This window comes from Bacillus jepli (assembly GCF_047238305.1).
Taxonomy (GTDB): domain Bacteria; phylum Bacillota; class Bacilli; order Bacillales; family Bacillaceae_L; genus Ferdinandcohnia.
The window spans coordinates 716,002-735,491 of record NZ_JBDFMO010000001.1; the positions used below are offsets into that span (position 1 = coordinate 716,002).

The following is a 19,490-nucleotide window of genomic DNA, read 5'->3' on the forward strand; positions in this document are numbered from 1 at the left end:
TTACCCCTCCTGTGCAATATATCTCACAGAACCATACGTGAAATAACTTTTGCTCGAATTCATCCGCCAATAACAGACCAATATTTGACCTGTTGGCACACCTAAGTCAATTAATACTTCTTTCCGATACCCTTGATTTGCATGTTTCCTAGTTTCCGTTACCGTTGCTGTAGCTATATTTTGCGTTTCGTCATCACTGAATACATCAAAGTTGATATAACCAACATTGCCCATATCTGTCCCACCGTCTACTGACATATTAGCGATAATTCGCAAGTATCGACTATCGTGTTTGAAGGTAAAACGCTGCACGTTCTCAAATCTGTTCTGTGTGGCTGTCCTATAGAATTGTCCTATTTCTTCCACATTTGCTGTTTTAAAAGTTGGTGTTGAACCTTGAACAGCAAATCCATGTTGCATGATTCCATCCTGAACAGACAAATAACCGTCAGGTCGTTCCACTGCAAATGCGCCTTGTTTCGCATAAAACCCTCTATAGTCCATTTGTGCGTATTTATTCGGATTAGATGTAGTGGCCCTTATCCCATCTTGATTAAGTGTCAAGCTTGTTGGTAAAGGTGCTGTTAATCGTAAATCTTCTCTAACTGTTTCATCTAAGGATGGTGAATATGGCGTTGCAACTCTCCCCATCTCTACCTTAACCGCATCAAAATTTGCCCATGAATACCCATCACACCAATAGCCAAACCTTAATTGCATTTCCTTACCTGTATCATTGTAAAATTGAGTAACCGACCTTCTCCATACTTTGTCATTTGATACCCCGTCAGTGAATGGTAGTTTAACGGAGTTGCCATCTATATATATATAACTAGACGATTCTGTTACATGCCCAGCTAGTCGGTAATAATACGAAATTGTATACCACGTTTTTTCTTCTAATTTAACAAACATGTTTGTTGCAACGTGTACATCCCCACCATTTGAGTCCATGAACAAAACTTTTTCACCTTTATAAGCGCTAGGTTCATTTAGCCCAATGTATACACTGTTCACAAATTGCGATTTCCATTGTACAATGTCCGGATTATCCTTTTCAAAACTGCTATTGAGTAAAAGATTAACTCCTACAATTTTGGTAGGGTCATATCCTTCTTCAAATGTCGTTGCAGCACCAATTTGAATATTATTTGCATTTAATTGACCGATAGCTCCAGCTGATAAGACAAACCCTTCTGACGTGATAGCATCTTTGAAAGTTTGACCACCATCACGACTTATTCCTAATCCATTGGAATTAAGTACAACTAAAAAATTAGGATTGTTTTTATCCCTCGCAATAATACCATTTTCAAATACTAACTCAGTTTGAGCGCTTTTGATGGCTTCTGTAGCAATTTTCACCCATTCATCAAGTGCATTGTAACGTACTATCCCATCATCGTTTACAATGTCTCTTAAGCGCTTATTGACGTTATCAAACATAGTTCCTGCGAATGTCTTTTTATAATTCGCTAATGTAACATTTGTCTTGATAACATTAAAATTCACATCATACACTTCTGTAATTTCAAGAATACGAGTTTCAATTAACAAGTCATTCATCGGTTCATAAATGATAAATACCCTATCACCTTCATTCGGGACAGTCCACGGATACCCTGCAGCTCTCAAATCCACAAAATCAATTGTGATACTAAACTCTGGTGTATCTTCTAGTCGTGCCTTCATTTCTTCGAGTAAAGTTTCTTGGCTTGTAAATCGTTCATCATTCACTGGTGGTGCGTCAATTTCCCCGAATATATCAGCATTTGGACTTCTGTAATAAGCCGATATCCCTTCTGCGCCAGTACCACGTATCACAGTCGCTAAGTTGGTTGTATCCACATTCTTTTCAATTGATTTGATATTGTGACCATACCTAAATTGAATGTCTGTATCATTTCCAACTTTTTTCTTGAACCTTATATTTGTACTCCAAATATCCATTTCAGCTTTATACCGTTCTAGCCCTTTTTGTAGTAAAGCTAATCGGTTATCATTACCTAGATTTTCAAACGATTGAGCATTAAACGAATCAATGATACTAAATGTATACCCTGTTCCATCGAAAACAAATGATAAATAATTGGCAAAGGTCATAGATCCATTGTGTATGCGTGGTTGTTGTTTGTTAATCAAATCGACATAGATTTTGTGGATAGCTTCAACACGTTTGATAAAGGTGTTTCCGATTCCTCGTCCAGATACCTTTTTTATGACATATTCCTCATTGTTGAATGTGAGTATTGATTCTTCTTCCACCTTTGGAAAGGAATGTTCATTGTGTTGTGTCGGTAAAATGGTTAAGGAAATGACCTTCTCACCGTTCACTTTACGATTGAGTGTTAGCTCCTTAAAGTCGGTTAAAAGTTCCTCATTCCCCATTAAATCGCGCACTGTGAGCATGTGTTCTCACCTCGTTTCAAAATAAAAAAGCACCCATTTTCATGAGTGCCTTTATGTCGCTCTTTGTTCCATTTGCGAAAATTAAACCCTATTAATAAATTCCCATACAGGTGGTGTTCCATCATAATCGCCAGTTTTAATACATTGTTTGGAATAATATTTTGAAACACCTAGTTGACTAGACTGGTTGTGAATAACCTCGCCAGCAAACCACTTTCCAGTTGTCGGATAGCTTCCTATTGCTCCGTATGTGCCAGAGTATGTTGCTATTGCCTGTGATAATTGCCCGGTCGCCAAATCTATTGTCAATTGTGCTCTTGGTCTAACTGGAAATCCTAGTGCAGTGTCCATTGAAATATTTTGACTACCAACAATGATAAACATAGAATTAGAGCCACGCACCCACACCGTTTTATTAGCGGAACTGTTTTGAATAACATATTTTTTTCCTTGCGTATTAACTGCTGAGCCACTTAAAACGATTGTTACATCATCGGCAATATCATTTTGTACTCCAATCAACATAGAAGGGTGACCTTGTTGTATTTGTAAAGTCCTGTTTGTTAAACCACTTGCTACACTTTCGTTTATTCGATATAACTGTGTAACTTCAGGAATGTAATTAAAAGCCTTTCCTTCATAATCTCCACGCTTTAAAAATTGTAGTCCATTATGAAGAATATACGCTCCATAAGTAGCCCCACTTACCAAAGATACTGATAACCCTTGCAATGAAAATCGCATTTCAGTAGTGTTTAAGTGGACAAGATTCTCAATGTGGGTATTTGATCCAATCGAAACCAATAATGAGTTTATTGTAATGTCTGCCGAAGTTGTGCTGAATGGTACGCATGTTGCGCTAGGGGCTTCAACTTCAATTCCGTCAAATAGAGAATATACAGAGCTGTTCTGAATACCATACGCTGTGTTACCTAAAGTAACAATATCTCTAACACGATTAGATGCGCCTTTTAAAACCAAACCACTTTTGCAATAAAGAATTGATAACTTATTCAAGAATGCAACATTTCCATTAATATCATAAGCATCCGCACTTGGACAATCCCTAGCAAAAAGGTTTTCAATATAACCTTCTGTTCCAAATTGTATTCCGTTATTTCCTAAATCCAACAATTTTAAGTAGTTTTGATTATTACCATGTAATTGTAAGTCGGTGATAATAATTTTAGCAGCATTCCCGTTGTCTGTAACCATTTTACCAGTACTGCCAACTTTACCTTTTAAAATAGAGGTATGTCTACCAACACCAGTTAATACAATGCCGGGTGGTAATACAATGTTGGAAATAATTGCTGTACCTTTCGGAACAATAATTTTTCCTTGGCCTGCTCCGTTATTGATTAAAGAATTAATTAAATTTTGAATAGCTACAGTATCATCTGTTACACCATCCATTTTAGCCCCCACTAATGGGGATGGTGGAAACATAATATTAATTTCTCTACTTTGTAAATCTGACGTTGTGTGTGCCAAGTGCGCATTAACTTTTTCTAAACGAGCATTCAAATTTACCTCTCCGCCACGAGCCTGGACAATCTCTGCGTTACTTTCTCCTGTTTCAGCAACAATACGGTCAAATTGTTCTTTTACGGTGTCTGCTGTTGTCTTGGCTTCATTTGCGTTGGTTTCAGCTGTAGTCGCTTTTGTTAAAGCAGATGTAGAATCACCTACCGCTTTATTTATATCTTTTTCTACAAGGTCCACACCTTCATTGTAGGAGTTCCTAAACTCACGAAAGAGACCAGTTAATAATTTTGGAAATCTGCTCACTGTTTAGCCTCCTTTTACAAATAATAAAAGCGGAACTTGAATGAAATCTCGAAAGTTCCGCTTGTTCCTGTTAATCGAAATCCATTCCAACCTGGATTAAGTGTGATTAACCGCTTATTCGTATTTCTGAATATACTTAGTCCATTCTTTTCAGAGCGCACTCCATTGAGCTTAATCACATCGCTGCTGGACGATGTTCCAGTATAAATCCACTCATCACCTGTGGTTTCATTCTTTATGGTTAGATTTGTGGAAGCTCCTTTGTATTCAATCACTAGATCCATGTATCGTGGGTCTATCTTTTCCCCTGCGTTGTATATATCAAATACGCCCACAGAATGATTGTATTTTAATTCATCCGCAAGTAACCCTTGCCCGATTTGCCAGAGATTCGTGTCAAATGTAAATGGGTCCAAGGTTGTTCCGACTGATTCAGCCATTCCACTTTCAGCAATCAAAGGAATATCAATAGTCATATTTTCGGTATTTAGCCTTTCGGGGTCCCACTGTGTTGTGCACTCCACAAACCAACGTTTCCCAGGTTGATACACTTCGCCGATATAAAACTGATTGCCTTTGCTAAATAAACTAAAAAGTTCATCTCGTAACAAAAGTGAATCAGCGTAATCCTTAGCAGTTACCAGAAACTCTGCGTTAAGAGGTCTTGGAGACAAATTCCGGCCAAGAGTAACTGCACCGGGTCTGCCGTCGATATTTTCTCTCGTAACCTCATATGAAGGAGAGGGAATATTAAGCTTTAAACCCATTAAGCCATACTTAGACACGTCTATTTTTACATTATTCATGTCCCATATCTGGATTAAATTCATTACCTCTCTCCTTTCATATACTGTAACATTTGAGCATTAGTGTTAAGACGGTTGTCCACATGATTGAGCATAATTTCACCTATTAAATAATCGTCAAGGTAAACTGGAGCCGGTTGAATCACAATGTTAAATGGTGATGCTCCATTTGTACCTGGGGAACTTCCTCTTCCCCCATTTGCATTTAATGACATGTCAATAGGAGCGATATTCGGTATGGCTGCATTCGCCATTGCTTTAGCAGATGATTGTATTTTAGATAACATACCATCCATACCTAAGGCCAATCCTTCACCAGCGAACTCTCCAAGTCCCATTAATACACGAGAAGGCGAACGAATACCGAGAACATTTTTAATAGTGCTTCCAATTCCACTCGCTATGCTTTTTGCCTTTTCCCATACTGCGGATGCCATAGAACCAATACCATTTATTAATCCTCTTATGATATCTGCTCCAATCTTTGTTAGGTTGATGCCTCTAAAGAATGACATCACGTTGTCCCAAATGCTGCTAATTGTACTTCTAACTGTTCCAAAAATATTCCTAATACTTGATACCATAGAAGTGAACCTGCTAGCTACCAAGTCCCATATAATTTTTGCAATTTCAACGATTGTATTTTTAATTGCGTTCCATATAGAAGCTCCCAAACTACGGATTGAATTAAAAATAATGCTTATGCTGGATTGTAAATTCAAGAAAAAGTTTACTACATTATCAACTAAACCTTTTGCTAAATTCTGTCCTGTTGTTGAAAAACTCTTGAAAAAATTCACTATTCCATCGGCCAATCCTTTGACAAGATTTAATCCTGTCTTTAATAAATTTGTCAAAAGCGTTCTTAATCCTCCGACAAAGGTTAAGGTCATCCATCCAATAATTACATCAATCGCTCCAAAGAACAGTTGTTTTATTCCTTCCCACATTTTTGAAAAGTCTCCTGTGAATAGGCCAGAGAAAATTTTTATCACGCCCATGATCACATTTAGTGCACCGTTAATTACTTGCTTAATTGCCGTCCACACCATCTCAATCAAGAATTTAATAGCTGGCATTACAAATTCAACCACAGCCATAATACCGTTGAATACATTCTCTACCGCGGCTAAAAATTGCGCACCGTTTTGGTCCCAAAATTTCTTGATTTGAGCAATCTTTTCACCGACAAATGAGGCGATTATACCAAATGCTTGAATTGCTGTATCCTTTACTTTGTTAAAAATCCCAATCACGTTTTCTCGGAAAGTTTCACTGTTTTTCCATAATGCAATCAGTGCTGCACCTAGTCCCACAACTGCAAGAACTGTTAGTCCAATTGGACCAGTAATAATACCCATAATTCCACCTACGCCTGCTAGGGCACCACTAAGTCCTGCGAATGCTGTTACTATTGAACCTACACTTGAGATTAGCATCCCGGCAACTACTAAAACCGGACCAATTGCAGCCGCGATTGCAGCCATTGCAATGATTGCTGTTTGAATTCCGGGATTAAGGTTTTTAAACCATTCAGCTGCTCTTTCTAACATTTTTATTAACGGATCCATTGCATCTAATGTGGATAAAAGAGCAGGAATTAAAGCATCTCCAATTGTAATTCCAATATCCTTTATTCGATTCCAAAATATTTTCAGTTGAGATTCTGTTGTCTTATAACGTTCACTTGCCTCTTTTGTAAGGGCGTTGTTTTCTTCCCATGCCTGAGTTCCTAAATCGAGTGCCCCAGTAAATACATCTGATGCCCCGGCTGCACGTAATAACGAGTCTCTTAATCTAACTTCTGTAATTCCCATCTCGTCTAAAATTCCAATTGCAGATAAACCTCGTTCTTCTGCGGTTGATAGACCTTCTATAAACTTAATCATGGCGCCAGCTGCATCTTCCTTATAAGCCTTCTGGAAATCACCTGCGCTCATGCCCGCAACTTTCGCAAAGTTATCTAGTCCTTTTCCACCTTTTTCAGCGGCAAGTTGCATTTCAACCATGACTTTGGAAAATGCAGATCCTCCTGCTTCAGCTTCAATTCCCACGGATGATAAAGCCCCTGAAAAAGCTAGTATTTGAGCTTCGGACATTCCAACTTGTTTCCCCGCTCCAGCTAATCTTAATCCCATTTCTACGATTTCCGATTCTGTTGTGGCTAAGTTGTTTCCAAGGGCTACGATGACAGAACCCAATCTGTCAAAATTCTCTTGGGGCATTTGAGTGATATTTGCAAGTCTTGCAAGGGCTGTAGCTGCTTCAGTAGAGCTCATATTTGTCGCAACACCCAAATCAGCCATGACACGTGTAAATCCTAGAATTGCTTCATTTTTAATGCCTAACTGTCCTGCTGCCTCTGCAATTCCAGCTATCTCAGTTGCCGCGATGGGAATCTCTTTAGCTAAATCTCGAATGCCCTGTTTAAATAATGCCAACTCCGTTTCCGTTGCATCCACAGTTTTTCGAACTCCTGCAAAAGCACTCTCAAAGTCGATTGCAAGTTTAGTAGCAGAACCACCAACAGCGACAATAGGTGCAGTGACCATCATGGTAAGAGAGGAGCCGATTGAGGTTAAATCTTTGCCAACACTCTCCATCTTTTTACCGAACTTTTCTACTTCAGATTGAGCTTGTTTAAATGTGTTCGAAAGTCCCCCCATATTCCCCAGGATACCTACTGTAAGATTTCCTAATAGACTCATACCTCTTTCACCTCCGGTCGTTTGATACGATCACCATAATGCTTATAAAAAGCTTCTTTATCTGGAGAATCATTATAATCCCGTTTTTTTGGATTCTTGTCTTCAACGCCAAATAAGCCAACCGCTATTCGGTTGACTAAGATGTTTGCTTTATTTGTCTCATGCTCTATACCGTAATCGTAGTACATGAGAATTTGTTCTATTGACATGTTATTTAACAAATGGTCAGGTGTTGCCCAGGCATACATTGACCCCATTCTCGCAAAAATACGCCCAAGCTCTATTGGCTCGGGCTTTCCGCGTTTTTTCCGTTTGTTGCTGCTCGATCAGTAATTGGTTTTAAGATAAAATCGAGGAGTGCCATCAGTTGTTCAAAACTTGTATTGTCAATAATCCAATCCTGCGTAATATCAGGTTGAGACGGTTTACAAATTTTCACGACCATATCCAACATAAGAGGGAAACTTTCGCTAGAACCCGATTTAAGAACATCTGATTTTGCTGCAATTTCTAAGGTTACTCGTGAGGGAATCTTTGAAACGTCTATGTCTTTACCCGATAAACGAACTACTCTCTCAGCAGTTACTAATTTGTCTAAATCTAAAATTTCTTGTGCCATTGATTTCACCCTTTCATAAATAAAAAAGCACCCATATTAATGAGTGCTTATACTGTAGGAATAACACCTTGTTCGTCATAAATTTCAAACAACTGCTCTCCAATAGCTTTCGAAACGTCTAATGTACCAACCATCTCGATAGGAGTCATAGCTGGATCTTCTCCGTCAGCTTCAGGGAATGTTATGTTTAATCCCGTTGCTGTATTTGCCTTAAAAACAGTAATGCTAAATGCTTCGTTTTTATCGTTATAGTTAGTAATTTTAACGACTCGCGGACTAAATGTACTTACTCCACCAGAAAGAAGTTTAACGGCTGCTTTCTTCCCTGATTCTGCGTCTGCTGCAACTTCCTCATACTTATCAATTCCACCACGTAATATAGACAGGTTTTTAAGATTGATTTCCATTAAATCCCCGGCAATCTTAGCCTGGTGGTTAGTAATTCCAGCAACAATTACTCCCGCGTTATCTGATTTAACCTGCATCTCGTCCCAGGACTCTTCAAAGCTAATACCCCTCATCGCTCCTAAATCAACCAGCGTTTCTTCTGTTTCACCAACTTCAAACTTAGCAGAACCAAAACGAATTGTATTTCGTTGTTGAACCGTAGTCATTGCTCTTGCCATTTATTTCACTCCCAATATATAAATTTAAAATCTATTGCTATATGATAAAGCTTTGTATCTTTTTCATAGTTTTCGTATTCATTTTGAAATGCCACCTGAATAATATTTGAATTTCCCATTTTCCCTTTGAATCGTTGCAAGATCTCTCTAAGCTCAGCAGCTATTGCCTTGGCTTCTAGATACCTTGGAGAAAAACAAGAAAATTGGTATCTCGGATAAGCTACGTCAATGTCGTGGTGCCTAACTCCTGAAACCCCCAAATATGCTACTGATGGCATTTTTGCATTTTCAGGAATCCACCCAGGATAAAGCTTGTTTCCAATTAAAGCTGTTAATGAATCATGCGTCAAAAGATAATCCCTTAAATCTGTTTCTATCAAGTTATCACCTTCCTTGTCTCAAGATGATTTTTTGTAGACCATCTATCAGGTGCTTTCTCATTTTGACCTTACTTTTATCGTAAGCCGGTCTCATAAATGGTCGTGCCGGCTGATGGCTAGAACCAAGTTCATAAAAAGTAACGTAGAAAGAACTCGTTTCTGTGGTATCTCCATCTCGAGCTCCGACTACCACATTGGCATAGAAAACTCCGTTATTGTTTTTCCCTACTTCAATCCTTAACGAGTCCCGCGTTCTGTTCGTTGCTCCTATCGGTACTCTTGCATCGGCTTCACGAAATACAATCTCGGCACATTCTGAAACAAGATCGTTCAGTTCCTTCTGAATTTCTTCATCAGCTTTCCGGAGCATTTTAACGAGCTCTTCTACTCCTTCGACCTTAAGCCGCATTCGATTATTTTGACGTACAGGTCTTGCCATTATTGCCGCTCCTTCGCCATGATTTGAAGTTCTTTTTTCTCAAAGTTCACATGAATAACATAAAGGAATTCAAACTCTGAATCTTCAAATCTTGCGATCATGGTCCGGTCGATTCCTTTTCGATACCTGATTCGAATCCGTGTGGTAACTTCTACATTTTCTTGCTGTGCAGCAAACAATTCTCTCCCGCGAAGAGGTTCTATGGATGCCCAAACCTTTGCAACAGGGATGAAATCATCTAAAGGTTGTCCAGCTTCATCTACGTCAATTTCTGGATCTGGAGCGCGCAAAACGGTGATTCGCTTGTTAAGTCTACTCGCTAGACTTTTCATCGATATAACCCTTTAATTCTGCAGCTCGTTTCTCATCTGCTTCGTAAGTATCCCCGATGTTATAAACTTCTTGAGTACTTTTGTCTCGGAAAGGGCTAATAACTTTATAAGTCATTTCCTCAACATCAACTTTCTTTTTAGCCATCTACTGTCACCTCCGTCATATTTTGCAATTGAACCATCATAGACTGAATGGAAAAACGCACTTTTTCACTTACCTTTGCTCCAATCAAGTCCCTGTTTTCATACCAATCTGTTACGAGGACTAGACAAAAGAGCCTGGCTTGATTGTTTTTGCTGTCAAACTTCCTGCCAGTAGCATTCTTTAAATACTCTTCAGCAGCGTCGATTAAAAGACTGATAAGTGCATCCTCTTCGCTTCCATCGATTCGGAGCCAGTTTTTAGTTTCTTGTAATTGAATAATCATCTAATCACCCTTTCAAAAGGGAAGAACGGCCGGAGCCGCTCTTATTAAACTTCTGGAGTAACATCAACTTCGCCGTAAACAAATGCCTCAGCATCGCGAGTTTTAACTTCTTCACGCTCAATTGCACGGAATAAAGTGCGGTCAGTTTCAAATGCGTCCATAGCGGTATCTGATGCCATGATTTCGGTAGTTTGACGGTCAAATAATACAACAGCCTCTTTCAAGTCTCCAATAATAAATGGCGCCTTTGTCCCAGCAGTATTGTCGCTCGGAAGGTCTTTGTTTGATACAACTACCACAGGAACTCCAAATAATTGTTTTCCTGTTGGAGATACTGCAGAAGGTTGTAGAAGGTAACTACCCTGACCGTCCTTTTGAGTATCTAACCAGTTAAATCCATCTTGGTTTGTAGTTACTGTTGCTGTGTAACGGAAAGCTGGATCTAAAGTAACGTTTAATACCTTTTTAATGCCATCAACATCAGTGATAGCTGTTTTTGCTTTTTTCTTAAGTTCCGCAAGAATTAATTGGTTACGAGTAACCCTTGATTCGTCTCCAATCCAACGGATTAAAGTTTGGCGAATAGCTGCGTCACTATCTTTCAGCAATTCATTTGTTAATGCGAAGAATCCAGCGTATTTTTTAACACTGTATGGTAGTTGGGTGAATTTCGGAGTTGCTTTTTCAGCGATCTTTCCACCTTCTGCAACTTCTGCGAATCCTGTTTGCTGTGAGCGTGTTTTGAAAACACGAGAACCGCTTAATGTATTTACAGGTTCAACGGTAACTAAAGTTTGAAGTGCGTCTTTACTTTCGCGCAATTCATTAATAGCGGTTTGGATATCTTGTGGAACTGTATAACCTCCGTCTGTTCCACTACCTTCGCTCATAGCATTCTTAAACCGGGTGCGAACAGCGTTAATAAATTTCGTTGTAGGATCTTCTTGCGCCTTTGGTGCAACGGGTTCAGGTTTTTTAGCTACCATAGCTGCCTTTTCATCTGCTTCAATTTTTTCCTGTACAGCAATTTTGGCTTGAAGGGTCTCTATTTCGTTATTAATATTTTGGATTTCTTCAAGAGTCGCCTCCTCGCTATTAAGTAGTGCCTTCGATTTATTGATTAAAGCTTGTAATTCTTGTTTCATTTCAACACTTTTTGGCATATTTATAGCCTCCTAAAATAGTATTTTTTAATTTTGCTTTAGCAAATTCTAGATCAGTATTAAGATTGTCATCTCCAGTTAACGGGATGTGATCATCAACATTTTTATCCAGCAGTTTGTCCTTCATATTTTTCATTTTGCTGATGATTTCAGGTGAGATCATGCCCGATTGATCACTTGCAACCAATCGATTTTCATTCTCAAACAAGATTTCATCAACAAAGCCCATTTTTTTAGCTTGTTGAGCATTCAACCAAGTTTCTTTGTTCATCAAATCCAGTAATTCTTCTTGGGACAAACCTGTTTTTAAAATATATGCATTCGCGATTGACTTGTTGAAGTTTTCGAGTACGTTTGCTTCATGTTGCAATGTTCTATAATCTCCTCTAGCGCCGCCAGAAACGTTATGAATCATTATTTGCCCAGTTGGTGCAATACGTACTGTATCGCCAGCCATTGCAATTACAGATGCGGCAGAAGCTGCCATGCCCACAACATCTGTTGTGACACGACCTTTGTAGTTTTTTAATAAGTAATAAATCTCACTCCCCTCATCAACATATCCGCCAGGACTATTAATCTGAACTTCAATTGGTGATCCATCTGTTGGAAGTTCGTTTTCAACATCTGAGGATGTAGTTGAATCATAATCAAACCAATCATAAATCCATTTAACATCCCGTGATACGATGGGTCCTTTTATTTTGATTGTCTTTGGCATTTTTAATCACCTCCTCCGCCATACTGTTTACCAACATCAGTAATAGGGATGTAGTTTCCATTGGCATATAAATCATCGCCGCCATCTTTTGATGGCAGATCTAAATAACCCCTAGCTTCGTTAGGAGTGTAGATCATGTTATTTACACCTTTCGATAATGCCTCCATTTGCGATTTAATATCTGCTCGGAGGATAACACCCACGTTAAACTTCCAAAAATAGCCCAATTCAATGAGATTCTCACTCAACGTCTTAAATGTGATTTCTTCTTCATACTGCTTTAAAGGAAAAAGAAGCGTATCAACATAAAAAGCCAAGTTTTGCGCCTCTGCTGAAGCATAACTTGACTTTTCATAATCATTTATTTGATTTGGTTTGATACCAAAAGCGGCCGCAATTTGTAAGGCGCTGTACTTTTTTAACTCGAAGAACTGCGAGTCTGTGAGTTTAATATTCAAAGGGACTAATTTCATTCCCAATGGCACCGGGATGATTTTACCTGCATTTTTAGAACCATTCGCAAACTCTTCAAAGCCTTTAACCAATCTCTCTTTTGCTGTACTGTCTAGGTCGCCAGTGTATTCAAGAACAGCCTTTCCGGTTAATCCAGTTTTATAGAGGTTGTTCATAAATTTTTGACTTTCAAGAGCCCCCTCCACAGTGCTTTTTAGGATTTCCCTAACGGGCATACCACTAATTCCATCGAATGTCATAGAGGTTTTAAAGTGCATAACCTCTCTATCGCTGAATACATACTGTTTTCCCGTTCGGCTATCATTGTACTGGTAATATAGCTTGTCTTTATCTCCGAAAACACCTGCATCATCAAAGACCAATTGAACATCTTTACTGGGCATAATCCACAAATCTTTTAGCCGAGGACCTTCATATCTGCACCAAACATAAGCATTACCGTAATGGTTTCGGTTCATTTCCACCGTAGACCAAAAAACTGCACTTGTCATGTATGGGTTCGGTCTTAATCTTAATATGTTGAACATATCAGACTTATCACTTTTGACGATGCCCTTGTCTGTGCTTTGATACATTTTCAAAGGCAGCTTACCCATACTTTCGGCCATGATCTTCATACAGGCGAAATAAGTTGCTTCGGATAATTTATCCCTCGGTGTGTCCGGATCTATTCCCAACCATTGCAAAAGCAGTGGGTTGTTCATATCAATGGTTTCATTTTTAATTTTTCTTTTTAAAAAACCAAACATTTTCCAAGCCAAGTTTTCACCTCCCTCACCATCCCATCATTTTGAGATAATCTTCAGTAGCTTCTGTTAAATCAACTAGCGAAATTTCTTCAAACAGCATCGCTGTGGCCATGGCATTAATTAATGCGACGGTGACGTCAATTCTGTCTTTCGACTTGTTTTTCATAGGTTTAATGTTTTCATTTCCATCCACTGCAACGACCACATTCCCCCAGCACCACCGAGCAAGTGGATTTACTTCGTGTGACATTAACCCTCTTTTCATTAGTTGTTCGATCATCTTCATGGCAGGACTCATATTTGCCATGTTTTGATGTACCTCGACCACATTTATGCCCCCGCGCATGAGTCTTTGTGTTAACATCCGACTATTCCACGGGTCCGTTCCTAGGGTGTGTATGTCATACTGCTTATTAGCTCCAAGAATCCTAGCTTCTACAAAGTCATAATCAACTACATCTCCTGGTGTGGCATATAAGAATTTTTGATTTACCCATTTGTCATACGGAACTCCATCTCTTTTAACGCGTTCTTTCATGTTATCCTCCGGGATCCATGCTTCTTGAATGAATCTCCAATCCGGGATACCTTCTTGAGGAGGGAAGAGATATACAGCTCCCGTGATGTCTGTTGTACTGGAGAGGTCGAGGCCTGGGTAACACTTTTTACCAACTAGCTCTGAAATATCCCACTTTTTCTTTATGTGGTCTGAATCCTGGTTTGTCTTATCCCACAACGTTAAAGGCTGCCAGCCTATTCGTTTCAACGATACCCATTGATTTAAACGGAGCCAACGAAAAAGGCGTTCGCTTGCTTCGCTATTGCGAGCTGCTAACGCCTCTTGTCTTACTGATTCTATGCTTATGGTGTGCCCAAGCGATGGGTTTGCTTCAAACCACACCTTTTCATCAAATATGTCCGCCTCCTCGGAGGCTCCAAAAATTTTGACATACCAATGAGGATCTTCTAACTCCCCGTCGCGAATCTTTGCCGCTTGTTCATGGATTTCCCAACCGATGGAGTTTCGATCGGGGTCATTCCCTGCTGTTGTGATTACCCACCACAAAGGTTCTTTACGTGCTGCACCTGCTCCAAACGTCATTACATCCCATAATTCACGATTTGGTTGCGCGTGCAATTCATCAAATATGACCACTGTTGGGTTTATTCCGTGTTTGGAATAAGCTTCTGCGGAAAGAACTTTTAAGATTGTTCCCGTTTCAATGTTCAGTATTTCTTTCCGACTGTCTGTGACCTTTAGGATTTTTGCAAGTTCCTCATCCTGGTCAATCATTGCAACTGCTGCCTTGTAAACTAAACTTGCCTGGGCCCTATCTGCGGCACAACAATATATTTGACCCATTGGTCCGTCACACGTTAAGTGATAAAGACCTAGACCTGCAATGAGAGTAGTCTTGCCGTTTTTCTTTGGTACTTCAAGGTAAGCATACCTGTATTGGCGATACCCTTCCTCGTTTACCGTACCGTAGACATCCCATATGACGTTATGCTGCCAGTCTAAAAGCAAAAACGGCTGACCGTAAAAATCGTCAACCGCTTTTAGCATTTGCAAAAATTCAATTGGTTCCAGGGCTCTGTTCTTGTCTAGCCTAGCCACTTGATCCACGTCTTTTCAGGAATTCGGCCATCGCAGATGGCTTTTCTTTCTCAGGTGGGGCTTTTGGGATAGCTTTGACCCGTGCTGTTGGATTTAGGAAAAGCCGATCCTCGAGTTTTAGAAGAGCGTCTCTTGTTTTGTTTATCGCTTTGAATAGATCTATTTTTTCACCATCATGTTTTGTTTTCACTATCATTTCCTGCATAGCATTTTCCTGACTAACCAGCATGCAATAGCGGTTAATGATTTGTTCATCCAGACCGTCTACATATTCTATTTTCTTGTAAAGCTTTTTCAATCTCAAAAATTCTTTATGGGCAACAGGATCTGCTTTCACGACAGGTGACTCTTTGAAGTTCGTTCCTGTGTAAAGTGCCTTCTCCATTTTCTCCCGATGTTCAAGTTCAGCTTTTGTCCTTCTGTCCTTGTTTCCTTCAAGTTTGATAAGTTGGACTGGTTTACTTGGTCTTCCTGCCATAAAAGTTTCACCTCCTAAAAAATTTCATTTTGCGAAAAAAATTCACGTGGATGGGGGCGAGCGGTCAGCGTAGACCCTTAAAAAACTTTTTCAGGGGCCCCTATGTCCTAATTGTTTTTGTTGTTTATACATTTAACACAATTCACTTCTAAGCTTGTCCATTCTTTCTAATGTCTCACTTTATCAGCCCTTTGTATTTTATCTTATCCTCTGCGGTCTTAACCGCGTGGCACTGATTACATAAGGACTGTAGGTTATCGAGATACACTCGTAAATGCCATGCAATTTTTATCGGTATGATGTGGTCTACCATTTCCGCAAAGGTTATCAACTTACGTTGTAGGCAGTGCACACAAAGTCCCTTATCTCGTCTCAGTGCTTGTTCCCTTGCTTTCTCCCACTCCTTACTTTTATAAAAAGCATCCGATTTTTTATCACGTTTGTATTTGTCATAATACCTATCTCGTTCACGTTTTGATATATTGACTAAATCTTTATGCTCCTCGCAGTACCTTTCGGATGTAAGCTTATTACAAGCAGGTGAATTACATGGCTTTAACGGCTTACTTGGCAACTTTCACACCTCTGTATGGAAAAAGCGCCAACACTTTTGATAGTATTGGCGCTTTTACAATTTTCTCACACTATCATAATAACACATAAATACTTCGCTTTTTTTCAACATTTTTTTAACGTGGGTTAACCCCAGTTATATCAAGGGCTACAACCCCAAATAGAAGAACTGATATGTCGTTAATTGCAAGCTTTGTATCTCGGTAAATTGTACCCTGTTCAACATTGTACAGCTCGCATAATCCTTGTACAGTGATTCGATTTTCACTAAGATACCTGTGATAAATCACCTTGTACCTTCGTTGCTCTTCTTCGGTCCCATACTCGCAGTCAGCTTCGTAGTGTTTAAGCATCCTTTCAAAATGCCTCATCATTTTCGCGGTTTTAAGCCTGTATTTCATCAAACTTTCTAGAGTCAATTCCTCTAAGTTAAATATTGTATGCGCATATTCCTCATTCTGCTGGTCAATATCATCGCAATGGTCTCTTAATCTATCGTAATTTTCTAAAAGCAACTTGGTGTTTCTTAAACGCCAGTCCTTTTCTTGTTTTTGAAGCTTTTTTTGTTGAGTAGAGATCTGCTTTATAACTTCTTGAGTAATGATCTCAAGTTGATTTTTAGTAAGGCGGAATTTAGTGTTACTCATCGTCTTTCCTCCTGTTTTTTCCTATCTCGCTGATAAAGCCAAACATAATAACTAACCAAAGTGTTGTCCACCATGGATTTGCATATATAACTTCCATTTCTTCACCTACCTATTTCACTAATTTTTCGGATTGCGACATTACATCCCTTGTTTGAAACGTCTGAAATGGTATTCTTCCATACCATCACTCACAGGTTGGTTTAGGTCAAATCCAGTCATTACATCTACAAAACGTTTAGCACTAATCCAAGCATTACTGCCTTTCTTACCTTCTGCTTCCAACTTGGATAATCGCTGTTCGTATGTCGATTTCATACCTTTCCACATTGACTCATAGTTCATTTATTCTTCTCCCCTTTATGTCGCAATTTCGTTCATTTCCCCATCTTTTCGAGTAAAAGGTTATATTCCCTTTCTAGGTTCCTATGATGGATTTTTAATCGTTCGTATTGCTCGACTACTTCTAAGCGCTTATCCGCTTTGTGCTTTGCTTGCTGATATTTTTTGTTCAATTCATTGATGGTGTTCTTTTGATTGTTCATCTTCTGGACAGTATTGATATACATTTTTGCAAATGCTTTAACAATCGGCACAAGCTTTGTTGTAGATACAGTCTTTTGATTTGCGATAATTGTGTTTATTTGATCAATAGGATTCATTTCTTCATCGCACCCTTCTTGCCTTACCTTTACGATTACCACAGGATTTGTCTTTTCTTCCACTCCGGTCATTCCTTACCTTAGGAATCTCCGAACCTCCTAATCTATTGCATTCAAGTCCATAACGTGAAGAACAATGTTTGTAAAGAGAGCAACGTCTACACGCATACTCTCCGTCTTCAACTCTCATCCATTCTGGCCTACTATCAACAATAGAGACTTGATTCAAAACCATTTGTTCGAATCACTTTCCGCATTGATGTCACGAAATTCTTGCAAAGCAAGTAGCATTACTAGTTCGCGATATTGTAATTCATAAATATCAACACCATCACGATTTTGCCTAACTCCTAGTCCCTCTAAGCGGTCAATTACATTTTTCTGTTTCATTTCTTGGTGAGCCTTAACTGAGTTGTATAAGATACCCATTGCTTCACCTCATTTTTTATATTTTTTCAACTTTTACCTGATAGAGCTCTTCTAGTTCAGCATTCGTCATTTTTTCTAAAGCCTCTTCGGAATATCTTGTATTCATCATAATTTGAAAAATCATTGACTCACGATCCATTTGAATTCCCCTTTGCATTCTCATAAACATCCATAAGCCACATGTATAACATGACTGTTTGTGCTTGTACCAATGGATTGTTATTGTACTTATTGCTTAACTCACCTAGAGAAGTAGCAACCCATCGCCAGAAGACCTCGCTATCCAATCCGTGTCTCATAGCATACTTGTTGCAGTTGTTAATCCAATCAGCTATTTCAGCAAAAAACACTTTGTAATCCATCAAATCGCCTCGATTCGAATATAGATACCTGGAACCTTTGCCCAAAACTTTTCGGTTATCTCAGAAACTACAAGCGCATCATCTTCCCAATATCCACTAGTAGTCATGCAATCTTTTAACAATTTTTGTAGATTATCCGTATCAGGTCTTGTGTGTTTGTATTGACCATCTTTACGATTTCCTGTTATCGGAAAGCACCACTTCGTAATCATCCTTATTGGACCTGTATATTTTTCTAATGGAACATGTTGACCAAGGTGAGCCATCAATTTCGCTCGAGCTGCTTTTAAGTCCTCTGGTTCATAAAACACTGGCTTGCCGTTTCGAACTGTTACTTGCTTTTGCTGATGAGTAGTAGTTGGTGGAACCATCGGCATAAAGAATTCAATCATGCCTAAATCGCTGTAATCCTCATAAATATCTTCACCAGTATCGACAGCAATAAGTTCATGCAAATGTTCAGGATAACTCATTCTAAATCTGCCTCCTTCACGAAAACTCCATTGACCATTTTCCCTTTTCGATCAGCAATTTCGTTATATGCCATTTGAACACAATATTGAATATCAACATTCAACTGCATGGCTAAAATAGTTAAGACCACATACATATCGCCAATGGAATCTATTACTTGCTCCGGTTTATTCTTTGCCATCCCCTGGCAAAGTTCTCCAAACTCTTCGCCTAACTTAAGAATTTGTTTTTCTGGATCTGCACTATCTATTTTTCTATCAATAGCCCATTTACGAATTTTACTAGTTAACTCATTCATGAAATTTTATCCTCTTTCTAAATCGTAATCATTTCGTTTAATCTCTTAAGATTTTTTCTTTGTCGAGGACAAGGGAAGGAAGGATGGGTGGGCAGCGCTTAAGCCCACCTTCCTTTCCCCTCGACCGTAGGGAGGGACACCGAACTTTATATATATATATATATATAGGTTGTCTGTCCCTAGGGTCAAAGTCGGTAATTTATCGAGTTTGTCCCTCGTAGGGTCAAAGTCGAAGTTTTTCGAGAATGTCCCTGTTAGAGAGTAGGGACAAATATCGAGTTTGTCCATTTGTAGGGACAGGGACAAC

At 39.1% G+C, this 19,490-nt stretch carries 25 protein-coding genes; all 25 read right to left on the reverse strand.

The window, feature by feature from the left end:
• Positions 1 to 2,409, reverse strand: coding sequence for a phage tail protein (locus tag ABC371_RS03525; RefSeq protein ID WP_412895604.1), 2,409 nt, complete (start codon positions 2,407 to 2,409; stop codon positions 1 to 3).
• A gap of 81 nt (positions 2,410 to 2,490) precedes the next feature.
• The gene (locus ABC371_RS03530) at positions 2,491 to 4,200 is read right to left on the reverse strand and encodes a glycosyl hydrolase family 28-related protein (protein WP_412895605.1); all 1,710 of its coding nucleotides are present in this window, start codon (positions 4,198 to 4,200) and stop codon (positions 2,491 to 2,493) included.
• 14 nt (positions 4,201 to 4,214) lie between these two features.
• Positions 4,215 to 5,030, reverse strand: a complete 816-nt coding sequence (locus tag ABC371_RS03535; RefSeq protein WP_412895606.1) for a phage tail family protein — start codon at positions 5,028 to 5,030, stop codon at positions 4,215 to 4,217.
• Complete coding sequence (locus ABC371_RS03540; protein WP_412895607.1) at positions 5,030 to 7,714, reverse strand: phage tail tape measure protein; 2,685 nt, start codon at positions 7,712 to 7,714, stop codon at positions 5,030 to 5,032. Before ABC371_RS03540 ends, ABC371_RS03535 begins: the two co-directional genes overlap by 1 nt.
• Positions 7,711 to 7,971, reverse strand: a complete 261-nt coding sequence (locus ABC371_RS03545) for a hypothetical protein (RefSeq protein ID WP_412895608.1) — start codon at positions 7,969 to 7,971, stop codon at positions 7,711 to 7,713. Before ABC371_RS03545 ends, ABC371_RS03540 begins: the two co-directional genes overlap by 4 nt.
• A 23-nt stretch (positions 7,972 to 7,994) precedes the next feature.
• Positions 7,995 to 8,333 (reverse strand): hypothetical protein, encoded by a 339-nt coding sequence (locus tag ABC371_RS03550; RefSeq protein WP_412895609.1) that lies wholly within the window; start codon positions 8,331 to 8,333, stop codon positions 7,995 to 7,997.
• Between the two features lie 47 nt (positions 8,334 to 8,380).
• The gene (locus ABC371_RS03555; RefSeq protein WP_412895610.1) at positions 8,381 to 8,959 is read right to left on the reverse strand and encodes a hypothetical protein; all 579 of its coding nucleotides are present in this window, start codon (positions 8,957 to 8,959) and stop codon (positions 8,381 to 8,383) included.
• A 5-nt stretch (positions 8,960 to 8,964) separates the two neighbouring features.
• Positions 8,965 to 9,339: a tail completion protein gp17 gene (gene gp17, locus ABC371_RS03560; RefSeq protein ID WP_412895611.1), complete on the reverse strand. Its 375-nt coding sequence runs from the start codon at positions 9,337 to 9,339 to the stop codon at positions 8,965 to 8,967.
• A gap of 4 nt (positions 9,340 to 9,343) precedes the next feature.
• Positions 9,344 to 9,778, reverse strand: coding sequence for an HK97-gp10 family putative phage morphogenesis protein (locus tag ABC371_RS03565; protein ID WP_412895612.1), 435 nt, complete (start codon positions 9,776 to 9,778; stop codon positions 9,344 to 9,346).
• Positions 9,778 to 10,110, reverse strand: a complete 333-nt coding sequence (locus ABC371_RS03570; RefSeq protein WP_412895613.1) for a phage head closure protein — start codon at positions 10,108 to 10,110, stop codon at positions 9,778 to 9,780. Before ABC371_RS03570 ends, ABC371_RS03565 begins: the two co-directional genes overlap by 1 nt.
• Positions 10,091 to 10,255 carry a hypothetical protein gene (locus ABC371_RS03575; RefSeq protein WP_412895614.1) on the reverse strand — a complete coding sequence of 55 codons (165 nt, stop codon included), beginning with the start codon at positions 10,253 to 10,255 and terminating at the stop codon, positions 10,091 to 10,093. The genes ABC371_RS03570 and ABC371_RS03575 overlap by 20 nt, the downstream gene beginning before the upstream one ends.
• Positions 10,248 to 10,538: a head-tail connector protein gene (locus ABC371_RS03580; RefSeq protein ID WP_412895615.1), complete on the reverse strand. Its 291-nt coding sequence runs from the start codon at positions 10,536 to 10,538 to the stop codon at positions 10,248 to 10,250. Before ABC371_RS03580 ends, ABC371_RS03575 begins: the two co-directional genes overlap by 8 nt.
• Before the next feature lie 44 nt (positions 10,539 to 10,582).
• Complete coding sequence (locus ABC371_RS03585; RefSeq protein ID WP_412895616.1) at positions 10,583 to 11,701, reverse strand: phage major capsid protein; 1,119 nt, start codon at positions 11,699 to 11,701, stop codon at positions 10,583 to 10,585.
• Entirely contained in the window at positions 11,685 to 12,422 is a 738-nt protein-coding gene (locus ABC371_RS03590; RefSeq protein WP_412895617.1) for a head maturation protease, ClpP-related, read from the reverse strand. The genes ABC371_RS03585 and ABC371_RS03590 overlap by 17 nt, the downstream gene beginning before the upstream one ends.
• A 2-nt stretch (positions 12,423 to 12,424) precedes the next feature.
• Positions 12,425 to 13,645, reverse strand: coding sequence for a phage portal protein (locus ABC371_RS03595; RefSeq protein ID WP_412899268.1), 1,221 nt, complete (start codon positions 13,643 to 13,645; stop codon positions 12,425 to 12,427).
• A gap of 25 nt (positions 13,646 to 13,670) precedes the next feature.
• Positions 13,671 to 15,263, reverse strand: coding sequence for a terminase large subunit (locus ABC371_RS03600; RefSeq protein WP_412895618.1), 1,593 nt, complete (start codon positions 15,261 to 15,263; stop codon positions 13,671 to 13,673).
• Positions 15,256 to 15,741, reverse strand: a complete 486-nt coding sequence (locus tag ABC371_RS03605) for a P27 family phage terminase small subunit (protein WP_412895619.1) — start codon at positions 15,739 to 15,741, stop codon at positions 15,256 to 15,258. Before ABC371_RS03605 ends, ABC371_RS03600 begins: the two co-directional genes overlap by 8 nt.
• Positions 15,742 to 15,916: 175 nt before the next feature.
• Positions 15,917 to 16,315 (reverse strand): HNH endonuclease, encoded by a 399-nt coding sequence (locus tag ABC371_RS24720; RefSeq protein ID WP_488192738.1) that lies wholly within the window; start codon positions 16,313 to 16,315, stop codon positions 15,917 to 15,919.
• 115 nt (positions 16,316 to 16,430) lie between these two features.
• Positions 16,431 to 16,961, reverse strand: coding sequence for a hypothetical protein (locus ABC371_RS03615; RefSeq protein WP_412895620.1), 531 nt, complete (start codon positions 16,959 to 16,961; stop codon positions 16,431 to 16,433).
• 138 nt (positions 16,962 to 17,099) lie between these two features.
• Positions 17,100 to 17,276 carry a hypothetical protein gene (locus ABC371_RS03620; protein ID WP_412895621.1) on the reverse strand — a complete coding sequence of 59 codons (177 nt, stop codon included), beginning with the start codon at positions 17,274 to 17,276 and terminating at the stop codon, positions 17,100 to 17,102.
• A 59-nt stretch (positions 17,277 to 17,335) separates the two neighbouring features.
• Positions 17,336 to 17,683, reverse strand: coding sequence for a hypothetical protein (locus ABC371_RS03625; protein WP_412895622.1), 348 nt, complete (start codon positions 17,681 to 17,683; stop codon positions 17,336 to 17,338).
• A 162-nt stretch (positions 17,684 to 17,845) separates the two neighbouring features.
• Complete coding sequence (locus ABC371_RS03630; protein WP_412895623.1) at positions 17,846 to 18,049, reverse strand: hypothetical protein; 204 nt, start codon at positions 18,047 to 18,049, stop codon at positions 17,846 to 17,848.
• A 16-nt stretch (positions 18,050 to 18,065) separates the two neighbouring features.
• Positions 18,066 to 18,188: a hypothetical protein gene (locus tag ABC371_RS03635; protein WP_412895624.1), complete on the reverse strand. Its 123-nt coding sequence runs from the start codon at positions 18,186 to 18,188 to the stop codon at positions 18,066 to 18,068.
• Between the two features lie 222 nt (positions 18,189 to 18,410).
• Positions 18,411 to 18,884 carry a RusA family crossover junction endodeoxyribonuclease gene (locus ABC371_RS03640; protein ID WP_412895625.1) on the reverse strand — a complete coding sequence of 158 codons (474 nt, stop codon included), beginning with the start codon at positions 18,882 to 18,884 and terminating at the stop codon, positions 18,411 to 18,413.
• Positions 18,881 to 19,183 carry a MazG-like family protein gene (locus tag ABC371_RS03645; RefSeq protein WP_412895626.1) on the reverse strand — a complete coding sequence of 101 codons (303 nt, stop codon included), beginning with the start codon at positions 19,181 to 19,183 and terminating at the stop codon, positions 18,881 to 18,883. The genes ABC371_RS03640 and ABC371_RS03645 overlap by 4 nt, the downstream gene beginning before the upstream one ends.
• Between the last annotated feature and the right edge of the window lie 307 nt (positions 19,184 to 19,490).